Here is a 14,563-nt window from a genome sequence, read left to right as displayed (position 1 = left end):
CGCAGAGTTGTCAGTCCCCAGCTGACCCGCACGTATAGACGGTTCGACCGTCCTGCGGAGGGAGTGTCAGATCTCCTTCTGATCCCGAGGGGGGATGGGGTGGGAACGCTGATCCCCAGTCAGCACCCACCCCCACAACCCACCCTCGGGGGTTCCCGCTCAGAACGATCTGGACCAGAACCAGAACGCCGCAAAGGCGATCATGAAGACCACCGGCACCCACGGGAAGCTGCGCTTCAGTCTGCGTCCTTCGTGCGCGACGCCCGGCGGCGGCGACAGCAGGCCGGCCGGTGGCGCAAACGGAAGCCGCTCGCCTGCAGGCCGCGGTGAGGCGGCCGGGGACGCGGATGCCGCAGCCGTCTGATTCTCGAGGAGCAGACGCTCGTCTCTCCATCGTTCCCATTGATCGAGCTTCGTGATCAAGGCGCCGACGGCGCCGAACAACCACGCCCAGGTCGCTGGGTCGAGCGTCGACACCCTGCGCTGCGTGTAGAGGAACATCCAGTCGTCGACGATCTCGACGTCGAGCTCGGCGGCGTTGTCGATGAACCGGGCCATGATGTCGGGGCTGAACAGATACAGCGCGTCTCGCTCGTATCCCTCGGGGCAGTAGAGGGTGAAGTACTCGTCGAAGTCGCCCTCGAGCGACAGTCGCTGCTCCTTCTGGAACGACGCCGGCAGGTTCGATCCGAATCCGTTGTTGCCCTTGGCGTCGAGCACGATGTTGGGCAGCGGCACGTCGAGCTTCACCGCGACATAGCCCCAGCGGTAGGTGGTCGAGCTCTTGCCCCGCTTCACCGTGTACTGGTAATTGCCGAACTCGACGAACCGCGGCGTCGTGCCGCGCACGAGATCCGTCGACATGCGCGAGCCGCCGAGGCTGAAGATCATCCCCGGCAGCGCGGGGGCAGTCACTCGTCCCTCGTACGACATCCCGTTCGCCTGGGCGAACCGGTGCAGTCGATAGCGCGTGACGCGGGCGCGCCGCCATCCGACGAACGACCCGATGGCGATCACGACGGCGACGGCGCCGAAGATCACCAGCGGAACGATGGCGAACCCGGATCCGCCGGGCGTGGAGACCATGCCGACGATGGTCGTGAAGACCACAGGCACCACGATGATGGCCATGAGCGCGATGACGACGATCGCGATGATGCTCGCGCCGTTCGTGCCGCTGGACCCTCGGGCTCGAAGCTCGGCGGCGAACGCGGTGACAGCCTTCGGATCGACCGGCTCGGTGAGCGGAGCGGCGTCGAAGGACGCCGCGGACGCGGGCCGCGGAGTCGTCATCGGTTCACCTCGTCGGCGTCCCACGTGAGGTCGGCGTTCTCGGGAAGGGGGAATGCCTCGAGCCGTTCGTCGGCGCAGATCGCGGCGACCAGCTCTGCGGGCCCGGCCACGATCGTCGAGTCGTAATCGATCTCGCTCACCATCACCCAGGCGTGGTCGTCGGGCCACAGGATGCTCGGGGTCTGCGCCGACGGTGGGAACCCGTGCTCCTCGCCCGGGCGGTCGCGCCAGGGTATGTCGAGCACCCAGTCCGCGCGGGCGAAGTCGCTGACCGCCCCGCGGAACAGCACGTGGTCGCGCCCGGGGAGGCGGAACCGCGGTCCTTCCGAGATCTCGCGTGACAGGATGCCCTCCTGCCACGTCGGCTTGCGGAAGGCGTTGTTGAGAGGGTCATGGATGCTGCGGTCGAGCATCGCCTGATGGTTCGGGTCATCGCTGAACGGGATGAAGAGGCGAGTGGGGCTGTGACCCATATGGCCCACCAGACCGCCGCGGCCCTCCCAGAGCGCCGCGAAGCCGGCATCCGGAGTCGTGGTGTGGGAGGCGAGGTGCGCGGCGATGATCGACAGCATCTCCGGGGCGATCTCCCCCTCCATCGGAGCCGTGAACTCGCGACCGTCGGGGGAGAGCCGCAGGTTCCAGTCACCGTCGATCGGGGTGCGCACGATGCGCTGCCACTGAGCCAACGGGTGCAGGGTCGTGCCGAAGGCGGATGCCGTCTCCGCCCACGTCGCGGGCTCGTCGACGTACTGATCTCTCAGGCTCAGATGCTCGGCCTGCGACATCCGCTCGTACTCCTCGTAGGAGGGCACGGGGCGGTCGGGCAGAGAGCGCACGGTCGCGGGATGCAGGATGCGGGCGTACGCGGGGAACCCGTGCGGCACGACGTCGTGCATCGTCGCTTTCCACGGATCGTCGAGGCGATCGCGCAGCCAGTCGCCCGCCGAGGTGTCAGAGATCCACTGCATGCGACCCACGGTACCTGCGAGGCATCGGTTCACCTGCCCGCGCGGCGGAGGGGCGCATGCTCGACGTCGAACGAGGGTCAGACGAAACGGCGAGGGCATCGGTGCCCGCGCCCGTTTCGTCTCACCCCGCCTGCTCCGCGAGCTGCCCGGGAAGACGCTTGCCGAAGGGGCTTCAGTGCACCTTCGAGCGCCCTCCATAATCGGAGGGTGAGTTCGACTGCAACCATCCCCTCGCTCGACGGCCGCCGGTTCCTGATGGTCTCCTCGACCACCTCGGCTGTCGACCCCGAATCTCCCAGCGAGTTCGTCTATTGGGAGAAGGACGGTGCGATCTGGGGTGACTACTCCGGTGACACCGTCACCTTCGGGCGCTTCGTCGGCACCCGCACCGGCGACACCATCTGGGTGTCGTTCGTGCACGTGCTCGTCTCAGACGGCGCCGTCGTGACCGGAGACGGCGAGAGCCAGCTCGAACTCACGGATGACGGTCGCATCCGTCTCGTCGAGCACTACGAGATGCACGGACTGCCGCAGCTCAGCGTCTGCGAAGAGCCCGTCGCGGCCTGATCGGGCGTTTCGTCTCGGTCGGCTTCGCCGTCCTCGCTCGACGACCGGGTTGCGGTCAGCGTGGCGGCAGCATGTCGCGACCCGGCGTCGCCGGAGTCCATCGCGTCATGCCCAGCGGCGTCGCCAGGTCGCGCTCCGGCAGGTCGCTCGGCAGCAGGAACGACCGGCGGATCACTTCGTCGAGCACGACCACGCTGACGACGGTGCGCACCTCAGGCAGCTGCGCGACGACGCCGGTCGTGAACTCGTGCACACCGCTCACGTCGACGGCACGGATGAGCAGCATGGCGTCGTGCTCGCCCGTGGTGATGGCGCACCACTCTACGTCGGGCATCTCGAGCACGCTCTCGCGGAACGACGCCCAGGCCTGCGGATGCACGGTGACGAAGACGAGCGCACCGATCGACAGCCCCGCCTTGGACTGATCGACCCGCGCGCTGAACCCGGTGATGACGCCGTCCTGCATGAGCGTCTCGACGCGCGTGTAGGCGTTCGCGCGAGAAATCCCCACGGTCTCGGCCAGCGCGGCGATCGAGATCCGACCGTTATCGCGCAGCGTCTCGAGGATTCTGTATCCGATGTCGTCCAGTGGGGCGGCACTTCGTCCAGATTGCTTCACGGCTTCGTCGCTCTTGGTGGACACAATGCTCCTCATGGGCGGGGTCTTGGACAGACTGTGATGACGTCTGCATTCTTGCTGGACACATAGTCCCATACAATGCGAATCTGATCACCGGTCGTCCACCCGGCGTCGACCGAACCCGATGAAACTCCTCGCCCCTGGAGGCCCATATGTCGTCACGTCGCAGCACGTCCGTCATCGCGATCGGAGCTGTCGCGCTCTTCGCTCTCGCCGGTTGCTCCGGTGGCAACTCGGCGAACACCGGGGGAGAATCCTCCGGTTCCGACTCGCTGGTCATCGACACCGCGTTCTCGATCGAGACCGCCGACCCCGGTCACACCTACGACCCGACCGGCAACATGATCGCGAAGGCGCTCTACGAGACCCTCGTCGACTTCGAGGGCTCGGATGTCTCGACCCCTGTGCCCGGCCTCGCGTCGTGGGAGCAGAACGATGAGGCGACCGAGTTCACCTTCACGCTCGAAGGCGACCGCGTCTTCTCCGACGGCACGCCGATCGAGGCGAAGGATGTCGTCTTCACCCTGCAGCGCATCCAGGGCATGACGGACGCCAAGCCGAACTTCCTCCTGGGCGGTCTGACGATCACCGAGGTCGACGAGAAGACGATCTCGATCACCTCCGAGACGCCGCTGCTGCAGCTGCCCGCGATCCTCGCCAACCCTGCGCTCGGCATCGTCAACTCCGATGTGGTCATCGAGAACGGCGGATCGATCGACGGCTCCGACAGCGCGCAGAGCTTCCTCGACGGCGAGTCCGCCGGCTCCGGTCCGTTCGTGCTCGACACGCTCGACCTCTCGTCGCAGGTCGTGCTGACCAAGAGCGACGAGTACAACGGGGACGAAGAGGCGGCATACGGCCGCGTCGTCGTGCGCAACGTCTCGGAGAGCGCGACGCAGCTCGCGAACCTCAAGGGCGGCGACTCGATGGTCGCGATGGACCTCAACGGCGACCAGGTCTCCGGCCTCGGCGACGGACTGAACGTCGAGTCGGTGCCGTCGGGCCAGACGATCTTCCTGCTGCTCAACCAGTCGGAGGCCGTCGCGGGCGAGCTCGCGAACGTCAAGATCGCCGAGGCGATCCGCTACGCACTCGACTACGACGCGCTGCTCGAGCTCGCAGGTGCGGGAGCCGTGCAGGCGACCGGCGTGATCCCGCCCGGATTCGAGGGCGCCCTCGACACCGGTGTGGAGCAGGACCTCGACAAGGCCGAGGCTGCTCTCGCGGAAGCCGGCTACACGGGTCAGACCCTCAAGCTGCAGTTCCCGAACGACTACCCGGTCGGCGGTGTGGAGTTCACCCCGCTCGCCGAGCGCATCCAGGCTCAGCTCGAGGATGCCGGCATCACGGTCGAACTCGCACCGGCGCCGTTCGCCACCGAGCTCGACGCCTACGTCAACGGCACCGAGGGCTTCGGCCTGTGGTTCTGGGGCCCGGACTACGCCGACTCGGCGAACTTCCTCCCGTTCGCTCCCGGCCTGAAGGTCGGTCTGCGCGCAGGCTGGGCCGCTGAGGCCAACCCCGAGATCGCAGGCATCGCAGCCGGTGCTGCCGCCGCGACCGACGAGGCCCAGCGCAGCGAGGCCTTCACCTCGTTCGCCGAGGCGATGCAGGCCGAGGGCCCCTTCGTGCCGCTGATCGTCCCCGGCCGCAACATCGCCACGGCGGATGCCGTCACCGGCGCCGTTTACAACTCGGTGTGGGAGATGGACATCGCCGAGATCACGCCTGCCGGCTGATCGGGGCTGACTGATGACGACGGTGGCCGTGCGACGGCAGGCTCAGCGTCGCAGGTCACCGCTCGTCGGATACCTGCTGCGCCGGATCGGCACTTCGCTGCTCCTTCTCGTGGGCGTCACGATCGTGACCTTCGCGCTGACGAACCTCGTGCCCGGCGACCCCGTGTCGGCGGCGCTGGGCGAGGGAGCATCGCAGAACCCCGAGACGCGTGAGGCGTTCATCAAGGCCCAGGGCCTCGATCAGCCTCTCTTCGTGCAGTACTTCATCTACATGGGCAACCTGTTTCGAGGAGACCTCGGAACATCGCTGGTGACCGGGCGACCGGTCACCAGCGACCTGGCCACCGCGGTGCCGGCGACGATCGAGATCGCGATCGGGGCCATCATCCTCAGCCTCGCGGTGAGCGTCGTGCTCGGAACCCTCGCGGCCTACCGTCGCGGCCTCGTCACCGACCAGGTCATCCGCATCGTGACGCTGATCGGGCTGAGCGTCCCGACGTTCTGGCTCGCTCTGGTCAGCTTCTACGTGTTCTTCCTCGAGCTGCGCATCGCGCCCGGCTCCGGTCGCATCTCTCCGTCGATCACGCCGCCGCCACGCATCACCGGGCTCTACACGGTCGACTACCTCCTCAACGGAGACGGCGTCGGATTCGCCGATGCCCTCGCCCACCTCGCCCTCCCGGTCATGGTGCTGTCGCTCGTGACGATCGGCCTGTTGACGCGCTTCATCCGCACATCGGTGCTCGAGGTGCTCGGCAGCGACTACGTGCGCGCGGCCCGCGCCAAGGGCCTTCCGGCCATGCGCGTGATCCTCGACTACGTGCTCCGAGGGGCATCCCTGCCGATCCTCACCATCGTCGGCGTCGCGTTCGGCTCGCTGCTCTCCGGCACCGTGCTCGTCGAGTCGGTGTTCGCGTGGCCCGGCCTGGGCACCTACGCCTACAACTCGGCGGCGAACCTCGACCTCCCCGGAATCATGGGCGTCGGTCTCGTCGTCGGGTTCATCTACCTCCTCATCAACTTCGTCGTCGATCTGCTCTACGGCGTCCTCGACCCGAGAGTGAGGATCGCATGAGCCGCATCGACTCGGCATCCGGTCCCTGGCGGTTCCGGTTCCGCTGGCCACGCGCCTGGCGCACGCCGCTCGGCGTGATCGGCACCGTCATCGCCGGAGCATGGATCATCGTCGCCTTCACCGCGCAGTGGTGGGTTCCCTACGGCCCCAATGCCCAGGTGCTTCCTCGTCTGCAGGCGCCGGGCATCGACACACTGCTCGGCACCGACGGCAACGGGCGAGACATCTTCTCGCGCCTGATGACCGGTGCGACGGTGAGCCTTCCGCTCGCCCTCATGCTCGTGATCGCCGCGATGATCATCGGCACCGTGATCGGCGCGGTCGCCGGCTACTTCGGCGGCTGGGTCGACGAGACGCTGATGCGCATCACCGATCTGTTCATGGCGTTCCCGACGGTCATCCTCGCGATGGTGGTGGCGGCATCCCTCGGGCCGTCGCTGTTCAACGCGGTGATCGCGGCGATCGTGGTCTCGTGGCCGCAGTACTCGCGAGTCACGCGCAGCATCGTGCTCGGACTCCGCGGGCAGAACTACGTCATCGCCGGTCGTCTGCTCGGTCACTCGCCGCTGCGGACGCTGTTCATCGACATCCTTCCGAACATCGCCGGACCCGTGCTGGTGCTCGCCACCCTCGACATCGGTGCGGCGATCCTGCTGCTCTCCGGCCTCTCGTTCCTCGGTCTCGGCGCGCAGCCTCCGACCGCAGAGTGGGGATCGATGATCTCCGCCGCCATGCAGAACTTCGATGCCTGGTGGCTCGGGGTCTTCCCCGGTCTCGCGATCCTCACCGTGGTGCTCGCCTTCAACTTCCTCGGTGACGCGATGCGCGACATCCTCGACCCGACGGCCGAGGTCACGCACGAGAAGCAGGCCGAGCACGTGGCATCGGCGAAGGGGGCGGCAGCATGACCGCCTCGACCCCCATGAGCGCGCTGAGCATCCGTGACCTGACCATCGACATCGGTCGCCCTCTCGTGCACGGCATCTCGCTCGACCTCGAAGCCGGTCGCATCCACGGCCTCGCCGGCGAATCCGGATCGGGCAAGACACTCACCGCGCTCGCCGTGCTCGGGCTGCTGCCCCGGCAGGCGCGCACCGGCGGATCCATCACGCTCGCGGGGGAGGAGCTCGTCGGCATGCGCCGCCGCGCCCTCAACCGCATTCGCGGCAAGCGCATCGCGATGATCTTCCAGGACCCGTCGGCGTCGCTGCACCCGCAGCTGCCGATCGGCCGGCAGCTCACCGACCACATGCGCGTGCATCTCGGTCTTCGAGGCGAGGCCGCGAAGGCCAGGGCCATCGAGCTGCTCGAGACGGTGCAGGTGCCGAATCCGGATGCGGCACTGAAGCGCTACCCCCACCAGTTCTCCGGAGGTCAGCGCCAGCGCATCGCCATCGCGTGTGCGCTCGCGTGCGACCCCGAGGTGCTGCTGGCCGACGAGCCGACCACCGCGCTCGACGTCACGGTGCAGGCCGGCATCCTCCGGCTGCTGCGCGACCTCGCGACCGACCGCAATCTCGCCGTGCTGCTCGTCACGCACGACCTGGGCGTCATGAGTGCGATCGCCGATGAGGTCGCCGTGATGAAGAACGGGCAGATCGTCGAGCGGGCAGACCGCGCGACCCTGTTCCGCGACCCGCAGCACGAGTACACCCGCACGCTGCTCGCGGCCCTGCCGGGGTCGAAGCTCGAGATCGCCTCACCGGATCCCGCGCTCATCGATCCGGTGATGTCGGATGCGGCGCTCTCGGATGCTGCCGTGAAGGATGCCGAAGAGGAGGCCGCAGATGAGTGAGATCGCCGTCCTCGACGCGCAGGGAGTCGTCGTGCGCTACCCCGGGAGCCCGCCGGTGGTCGCCGTCGACGGCGTCTCACTGACCGTCGCCCCCGGAGAGACCGTCGCGCTCGTGGGCGAGTCCGGCAGCGGCAAGTCGAGCCTGGCCCGTGCGGTCGTCGGCATCGAGAAGCTCGCCGGGGGAGAGGTGCGGTTCCGCGGCGAGCCCGTGAAGCCGCTCGGCATCCGTCGGCGGGACCTCGCTCTCACCGGCATCCAGATGGTGTTCCAGGATCCGTCGACGTCGCTCAACCCGCGGCGTCGCGTGGGCGACCAGATCGCCGACGGCATCGCGACCGCCCGCGCTCGCGGCGCCGAAGGATCGACCGTCCCCGAGTGGCTCGACCGCGTCGGGCTGCCCACCGAGGTCGCCACGCGCTTCCCGCATCAGTTCTCGGGCGGCCAGAAGCAGCGGCTCGCGATCGCGCGGGCGCTCGCCGCGCGGCCGTCGCTGCTCGTCGCCGACGAGCCGATCTCGGCTCTGGATGCATCGACCCAGACGAGCGTCGCCGGTCTCATGCGAGACCTCGTCGCCGAGGCCGGCGCGGGGATGCTGTTCATCTCGCACGACCTCGCCGTCGTCCGGCGCATCGCCGATCGGACCTTCGTGATGTTCGCCGGACGCGTGCTCGAAGCGGGGGCCACCGATCGTGTGTGGTCTGCGCCGCAGCATCCGTACACCCAGGCGCTGCTCGCGGCGATCCCCGAGCCCGACGGAGCAGGTCGCATCCCGGTCGCGCCCTCGACGAACGAGCGTATCGTCTGGTCGGAGATCGCCCCCGTCATCGACTGACGTCGCCCGCCCGCCCGCCCGCTCGGCTGTTCGACCGGCTGTTCGCTCGCTCGGCTTGCTCGGGAGGACATCTGCCCCTCTGCCCCTCGGGAGGAGATCTGCGCCTCGGGAGGACGGATGGGCACGAAGTATCCTCCCGTGGCGCAGTCGTCCTCCCGACGGAAGGGCCTCGACGCCTCAGCCTGATCGGGGGGTGACGGTGACGCGGAACACGGCTGGTGCGTTCGCGTCCGCCCCTCGGGAGGAGATCTGTCTCCGGGGAGGAGGTTCCGAACCCGATCCTCCTCCCGAAGCGCAGAGCTCCTCCCGAGGGGATGGGTCGAGAGGGTGGGTCGAGGGAGAGCCCGAGCGGATGCTGCGCCAGTGGAGCCCGGAACGCACCGCGGGCCGAGGCGATCGCCCCGGCCCGCAGCATCCCCTGGTGGATCAGAGAGGTGCGACGATGTCCTGCTCGACGTCCCACTCGGTGATCTCGAGCGAGGTCTCGATCATCTGGCCGGCGGCCTCGGTGCTGCCGGTCGTCGCCAGCACCACGTAGTCGTCGGTGACCTCGAACACCACGTCGACGGCGACGCCCTGCGCCTCTGACGTGCCGCTCACGAGGTAGACATCCTGACCCAGGCGGCTGCCGGTTCCGGTCACGGTGAACTCTCCGGTGAGCGCGCCTGCGGCCGTGGCCGGGTCGGTGCCGGCCGCCGTCGCCGCACCGCTGCTGAGCGCGGCGACGATCGGGTCGCTCGAATTCGGGTCGGCGACCTGCCACTCGGTCGTAGGAGTCTTGACCCAGGCGTCGTCGCCGATGATGATCAGCGATCCCATCGGAGTGATGGTCTCGACGGCATCCGTCGCGGGGTTGTACCGTGCGGTCGTGTCCATGCCCAGGATCGATGTCTTGGCCTGGTAGCCGGCGGTGTCGGTCATCGCCTCGGTGATGCAGGCGCCGAGCGCGGTGCCGTCGACGGTCGCGCCTTCGGTCAGCTCAGGGCAGTCGGACTCGGGTGCGGTGGTCTCCTCCGCGGCCGCTGTGGGCTCCTCTTCGGCGGGCTCCTCGGCACCCGCGGTGCACCCGGTGAGCAGTACGGTGGCGGTCAGGACGATGCCGACCCCCCATTTGTTGACGCGCATGGCGTTCCCCCTTCGGTCGTGTGCGCACTGAGTGTCAGACCGCACGCACTCCAGCATGCCAACTGCCCGGCGAGAGGCGTGGGGGCAGGCCGAAGGTTTCTCCGCTACACTGTCAAGGTTGTCTGCCATCAGGCCCCCACTCGGGTGGCTCGGCGGATGACGTTCACACACCCTCCTGCTTCCGGGAAAGTCCCGGAAGCCGTTCTAGTCCGAAGGAGGTGGGTAAGTGACGCACCAGTACGAACTCATGGTCATTCTGACCCCCGAGATCGACGAGCGCCAGGTAGCCCCTACGCTCGACAAGTTCCTGAAGGTCATCACCAACGATGGTGGCTCGATTGACAAGGTCGACATCTGGGGTAAGCGCCGTCTGGCTTACGAGATCCAGAAGAAGAACGAGGGCATCTACGCCGTCGTCAACTTCACCGCCACCAGCGAGGCCACGCAGGAGCTCGACCGTCAGCTGAAGCTGAACGAGCAGATCATGCGCACCAAGGTCCTCCGTTCTGAGGAAGCTCAGGCGATGGTCGCGTTCGAAGCGAAGCGCACCGAAGAGAAGGCTGCTCGCAAGGCCGCCAAGGCTGCGAAGGCCTGAGTCCGATGGCCGGCGAAACAGTCATCACCGTGGTGGGTAACCTCACGGCCGACCCCGAGCTGCGCTACACGCAGAACGGACTGCCGGTGGCGAACTTCACCATCGCTTCGACGCCTCGGAACTTCGACCGCGCCGCCAACGAGTGGAAGGACGGCGAAGCGCTGTTCCTCCGTGCGTCGGTCTGGCGCGAGTTCGCCGAGCACGTGGCGGGTTCGCTGACCAAGGGCATGCGCGTCATGGCGCAGGGCCGTCTGCGTCAGCGCTCCTACCAGGACCGCGAAGGCAACCAGCGCACCGCTATCGAGCTGGAGGTCGACGAGATCGGCCCCTCGCTTCGGTACGCGACCGCGCAGGTCACCCGTGCGGCGTCGACCGGTGGCGGCGGCGGTGGTGGCGGCGGACAGTCGCGCCCCGCTCAGCAGCAGCAGGTGTCGGAAGAGCCGTGGTCAACCCCCGGCTCGTCGACGAGCGCAGATGCCTGGAGCACTCCGGGCAGCTTCGGCGACGACACCCCCTTCTGAAACAGGATCTCGGGATGCTTCGGCATCCGTCTCATCATTAAGGAAAAACAATGGCTGGAAAGTCTAGCGGCGACCGCCGCAAGCCGCGGAAGGGTGGCAAGCCCACCGCTCCCGCGAAGTCGATCCGGGTCGGAGTCATCGATTACAAGGATGTCTCCACCCTCCGCAAGTTCGTCTCGGAGCGTGGCAAGATCCGCGCCCGTCGTATCACCGGTGTTTCGGTGCAGGAGCAGCGTCTGATCGCCACCGCGATCAAGAACGCACGCGAAATGGCACTCCTGCCCTACGCTGGCGCCGGCCGGTAAGGGGTATCGAGATGGCAAAGCTGATTCTCACGAACGAGGTCGCCGGGCTGGGTAGCGCCGGTGACGTAGTCGAGGTCAAGAACGGGTTCGCCCGCAACTACCTCATCCCCCAGGGCTTCGCTACGGCGTGGACCCGCGGTGGCGAAAAGCAGGTCGCTTCGATCCAGGCTGCTCGTCAGGCTCGCGCGATCCACGACCGCGACGAGGCCGTGGCGCTGAAGAACTCCCTCGAGGCCACCAAGGTGCGCCTGGCCGTCAAGGCAGGCAACGAGGGTCGCCTCTTCGGTTCGGTCAAGACCGATCACATCGCGGATGCTGTTGCAGCCGCGGGTCTCGGCTCGATCGACAAGCGCAAGGTGCACATCCCGTCGGCGATCAAGTCGGTCGGCGAGCACGAGGCCACCGTTCGTCTGCACGACGACGTGACCGCAGTCATCACGCTGCAGGTCGTCGCCGCCAAGTAAGGCGAGACGCTCTCGAACGCCCCCTGTCCTTCGGGACAGGGGGCGTTCTGCGTGCGCGGCCGGTCGGTGATTCGGAGGGTCTCGTGAAGGCGGCTAGCGGGTGAGACCGAGTTCGGCGGCGCGACCGGGATTCGCGGGCAAAGTCTCATCGACGTCGACGGACCGCGACCACCCGTCGTCCTCGACAGGTATGCCGCGAGAGACGAGAGCGCGCACTGCTTCGTCGACCCCGTCCACGAAGTCCCCGCCGACGTGGGATCCGGCGACCAGTGAGACGATCACGCGGATCGAGTGCGCGTCGACCGGGCCGATCCAGGTGACGGCGACGCCTCGGGCAGACAGCGGACCGAGCCTGGTCGTGAGGGTGGAGAGACCGCCTCCGCCGATGAGGACATCGCCGACTACCGACCCGCGCCGGTGGATTCGCTGCACTCCGGCCTCGGCACCGGGCACGTCTGCACGGAAGTGGGCAGCCTGCATCGCACGGTCGATCTCGACCAGGGCGACATCGGCGGCATCAGCCGGGATATGGAATGTCCGCGCGCCGTTGACCGCCCACCGCAGACGGCGCGGATCCTCTGTCACCGCGGCACCTGCGAGGCGAGCGCGTTCTGCATGATGACCTCCCCGGAGAGTCTAGGCGGATCGTCGTCGGCGCCATCCGAAGCGCTTCGTGCGGGTTCCGGGCACGACGGATGCCCCGCGCTGGGGACGCGGGGCATCCGTGAACTGTGCGGCATCGCAGACGCGGGCAGATCTGGGGAACCTGCTCAGTGCATCACGGGATCCGCACACCGACGGTGTCGCATCTCCTCCCCCGAGGACGTCGACACCGCCGGGGTCTGCGGCTACGCCGTCATGGGGCGACGACGCAGCATTCCGGCTCCGAGGAGGAGCAGGAGTGCGGCGAGGAATGCGAAGCCGAACGAGGTGGAACCACCGGTGGCGGCGAGTCCCTCAGCCGGGGCGGATGCCGTCACGGCTGCGCCGCTCGCGACAGCGGTCGCGGACGTGCCGGCGTCGGCGTCGGTGCCCACCCCCGTGACTGCGCCGGGAGTTGTGCCGGGGTCCGTGCCCGGGTCGGTCCCAGGGTCCGTGCCGGGGTCGGTTCCCGGGTCGGTGCCGGGGTCGGTTCCGGGGTCCGTGCCGGGGTCGGTTCCCGGGTCGGTGCCGGGGTCCGTTCCCGGGTCAGTTCCGGGATCGCTCGGGGGAGCCGTGACGGTGCTCTCTCCTACCACGGAGATCGCATTGCCGCCGATCGTGATCGGAAGAGTCACGGGTGCGGTCACCTGGGTGCCGCCGAGGATTCCGTCGTCACCGGTGGTGGTGCTGCCGGTGGACGGGGTTCCTGCGATGGGTGCGGTGCTGCCGGCTCCTCCCTCGGCCTCGCTGTCTCCGACGACGGAGATCGCGTTGCCGCCGACGGTGACGGGTGCGGTCACGGGTGCGGTGACCTGGGTTCCGCCGAGGATTCCGTCGTCACCGGTGGTGGTGCTGCCGGTGGACGGGGTTGCCCCGGTGGTTCCGGTGGAGCCGGTTCCGCTCGTCGACTCGCTGTCTCCGATGACGGAGATCGCGTTACCGCCGACGGTGACGGGCGCCGTCACAGGTGCGGTCACCTGTGTGCCGCTCCCGACCGCGTCGGTACCCGACGTCTCGGGTGCGGTGGTGCTGCCCCCGGATCCGGATGCGGGTGCGGTGGTGCCGCTGCTTCCGGTGCTCTCGCTGTCTCCGATCACGGAGATCGCGTTGCCGCCGACGGTGATCGGAGCCGTCACGGGTGCGGTCACCTGGGTGCCGCTCCCGACCGCGTCGGTACCCGAGGTCTCGGGTGCGGTGGTGCTGCCTCCGGATGCGGGTGCGGGGGTGCCGCTGCTTCCGGTGCTCTCGCTGTCTCCGATGACGGAGATCGCGTTGCCGCCGATCGTGACGGGTGCCGTCACGGGTGCGGTCACTTGCGTGCCGCTCGCGACGCCGTCGTCGCCCGACGTGGACGGCGCTGTGGATCCGATTGCGCTGCCGCTCGAGGGCGCCGGTGCTGCGGCATCCTGTCCGAGGGTCTCGCTGTCGCCGAGCACCGCGATCGAGTTGCCCGACACGGTGATGGGCGCGTCGACCTGAAGCAGGCCCTGGGTGCCCGACAGCACACCGTCATCGCCGTTCGTCGTGACAGCCGGCGCGGGGGCCGGTGCCTGGGGAGCCTCGGCCGGCGCCGCCGACTCGCTCGACGAGTCGCCGAGCACGGTGATCGCATTGCCGGTCACCGTGACGGGAACGACGACGTCCACGACGGCCTGGGTGCCCGACGCGGTGCCGGATTCACCGCTCGTGGTGGGGGCCGGTGCGGGAGCCGGAACCGGTTGAGGTGCCGGAGCCGGTTGAGGGGCCGGAGCCGGGGCCTGCTCCGCGGAGGAATCTCCGAGCAGCGAGACGGCGTTGTCGACGATCGTGACGGGCGCCGTGATCGCGGTATCCGCCTGGGTGCCCGAGAGCAGACCGTCTTCTCCTGAGGTGTCTGCCGCGTTGGCGGCCGTTGCGCCGAGCAGGGTGATCCCGCCGGCGAGAAGCGTGCCCCACAGGGCCCGCTTGATGTATGTACGCATGATGTCCTTCTCCTGACTGGAAATGGGTGTGTCTGGATGGG

16 protein-coding genes are annotated in these 14,563 nt (G+C 68.3%); 10 read left to right on the top strand and 6 right to left on the bottom strand.

What is annotated here, in order from left to right; all coding sequences use genetic code 11:
* Positions 1–159: 159 nt before the first annotated feature.
* The gene (locus MRBLMI13_RS08025; RefSeq protein ID WP_367821680.1) at positions 160–1,293 is read right to left on the bottom strand and encodes a hypothetical protein; all 1,134 of its coding nucleotides are present in this window, start codon (positions 1,291–1,293) and stop codon (positions 160–162) included.
* A complete protein-coding gene (locus tag MRBLMI13_RS08020; protein ID WP_367821678.1) occupies positions 1,290–2,261 on the bottom strand; it encodes a hypothetical protein in 972 nt (323 codons plus the stop codon). The genes MRBLMI13_RS08025 and MRBLMI13_RS08020 overlap by 4 nt, the downstream gene beginning before the upstream one ends.
* A 207-nt stretch (positions 2,262–2,468) precedes the next feature.
* On the opposite strand from MRBLMI13_RS08020, the gene MRBLMI13_RS08015 reads away from it, so the two are divergent.
* The gene (locus tag MRBLMI13_RS08015; RefSeq protein WP_228385603.1) at positions 2,469–2,828 is read left to right on the top strand and encodes a hypothetical protein; all 360 of its coding nucleotides are present in this window, start codon (positions 2,469–2,471) and stop codon (positions 2,826–2,828) included.
* A 55-nt stretch (positions 2,829–2,883) separates the two neighbouring features.
* Here MRBLMI13_RS08015 and MRBLMI13_RS08010 read toward each other — a convergent pair whose 3' ends face one another.
* Positions 2,884–3,471, bottom strand: coding sequence for an Lrp/AsnC family transcriptional regulator (locus tag MRBLMI13_RS08010; protein ID WP_228385602.1), 588 nt, complete (start codon positions 3,469–3,471; stop codon positions 2,884–2,886).
* 149 nt (positions 3,472–3,620) lie between these two features.
* Between MRBLMI13_RS08010 and MRBLMI13_RS08005 the strand changes: the two genes are divergently transcribed.
* From MRBLMI13_RS08005 to MRBLMI13_RS07985, 5 genes are read left to right on the top strand one after another with little or no spacing between them, the layout of a single operon-like run.
* On the top strand, positions 3,621–5,207 hold the full coding sequence (locus MRBLMI13_RS08005; RefSeq protein WP_042541525.1) for an ABC transporter substrate-binding protein: 1,587 nt from the start codon (positions 3,621–3,623) through the stop codon (positions 5,205–5,207).
* Between the two features lie 13 nt (positions 5,208–5,220).
* Positions 5,221–6,282 carry an ABC transporter permease gene (locus MRBLMI13_RS08000; protein ID WP_042541524.1) on the top strand — a complete coding sequence of 354 codons (1,062 nt, stop codon included), beginning with the start codon at positions 5,221–5,223 and terminating at the stop codon, positions 6,280–6,282.
* Entirely contained in the window at positions 6,279–7,190 is a 912-nt protein-coding gene (locus MRBLMI13_RS07995; protein WP_056275557.1) for an ABC transporter permease, read from the top strand. The genes MRBLMI13_RS08000 and MRBLMI13_RS07995 overlap by 4 nt, the downstream gene beginning before the upstream one ends.
* A complete protein-coding gene (locus MRBLMI13_RS07990; RefSeq protein ID WP_367821674.1) occupies positions 7,187–8,077 on the top strand; it encodes an ABC transporter ATP-binding protein in 891 nt (296 codons plus the stop codon). Before MRBLMI13_RS07995 ends, MRBLMI13_RS07990 begins: the two co-directional genes overlap by 4 nt.
* On the top strand, positions 8,070–8,909 hold the full coding sequence (locus MRBLMI13_RS07985) for an ABC transporter ATP-binding protein (protein ID WP_079113825.1): 840 nt from the start codon (positions 8,070–8,072) through the stop codon (positions 8,907–8,909). Before MRBLMI13_RS07990 ends, MRBLMI13_RS07985 begins: the two co-directional genes overlap by 8 nt.
* Positions 8,910–9,335: 426 nt before the next feature.
* Here MRBLMI13_RS07985 and MRBLMI13_RS07980 read toward each other — a convergent pair whose 3' ends face one another.
* A complete protein-coding gene (locus MRBLMI13_RS07980; protein ID WP_231567603.1) occupies positions 9,336–10,034 on the bottom strand; it encodes a hypothetical protein in 699 nt (232 codons plus the stop codon).
* A gap of 226 nt (positions 10,035–10,260) precedes the next feature.
* On the opposite strand from MRBLMI13_RS07980, the gene rpsF reads away from it, so the two are divergent.
* Genes rpsF through rplI form a run of 4 tightly spaced genes read left to right on the top strand, consistent with a single transcriptional unit; the run spans position 10,261 to position 11,919 of the window.
* Positions 10,261–10,629 (top strand): 30S ribosomal protein S6, encoded by a 369-nt coding sequence (gene rpsF / locus MRBLMI13_RS07975; protein ID WP_042541520.1) that lies wholly within the window; start codon positions 10,261–10,263, stop codon positions 10,627–10,629.
* Between the two features lie 5 nt (positions 10,630–10,634).
* Positions 10,635–11,150, top strand: coding sequence for a single-stranded DNA-binding protein (locus tag MRBLMI13_RS07970; RefSeq protein ID WP_042541519.1), 516 nt, complete (start codon positions 10,635–10,637; stop codon positions 11,148–11,150).
* 50 nt (positions 11,151–11,200) lie between these two features.
* Positions 11,201–11,455 (top strand): 30S ribosomal protein S18, encoded by a 255-nt coding sequence (rpsR, locus tag MRBLMI13_RS07965; protein WP_042541518.1) that lies wholly within the window; start codon positions 11,201–11,203, stop codon positions 11,453–11,455.
* An 11-nt stretch (positions 11,456–11,466) separates the two neighbouring features.
* A complete protein-coding gene (gene rplI / locus MRBLMI13_RS07960) occupies positions 11,467–11,919 on the top strand; it encodes a 50S ribosomal protein L9 (RefSeq protein ID WP_042541517.1) in 453 nt (150 codons plus the stop codon).
* Positions 11,920–12,012: 93 nt separating this feature from the next.
* On the opposite strand, the gene MRBLMI13_RS07955 is transcribed toward rplI, so the two are convergent.
* Both MRBLMI13_RS07955 and MRBLMI13_RS07950 read right to left on the bottom strand, forming a co-directional pair.
* A complete protein-coding gene (locus MRBLMI13_RS07955; RefSeq protein ID WP_367821670.1) occupies positions 12,013–12,504 on the bottom strand; it encodes a hypothetical protein in 492 nt (163 codons plus the stop codon).
* A gap of 263 nt (positions 12,505–12,767) precedes the next feature.
* Positions 12,768–14,522, bottom strand: coding sequence for a beta strand repeat-containing protein (locus MRBLMI13_RS07950; RefSeq protein ID WP_367821668.1), 1,755 nt, complete (start codon positions 14,520–14,522; stop codon positions 12,768–12,770).
* Positions 14,523–14,563: the final 41 nt, after the last annotated feature.

The organism is Microbacterium sp. LMI13-1-1.1 (genome assembly GCF_040815625.1).
In the GTDB taxonomy this organism is placed as follows: Bacteria; Actinomycetota; Actinomycetes; order Actinomycetales; family Microbacteriaceae; genus Microbacterium; species Microbacterium forte.
Note: the sequence above shows the minus strand (reverse complement) of the source record. Positions and strands in the feature narration are given on the sequence as shown.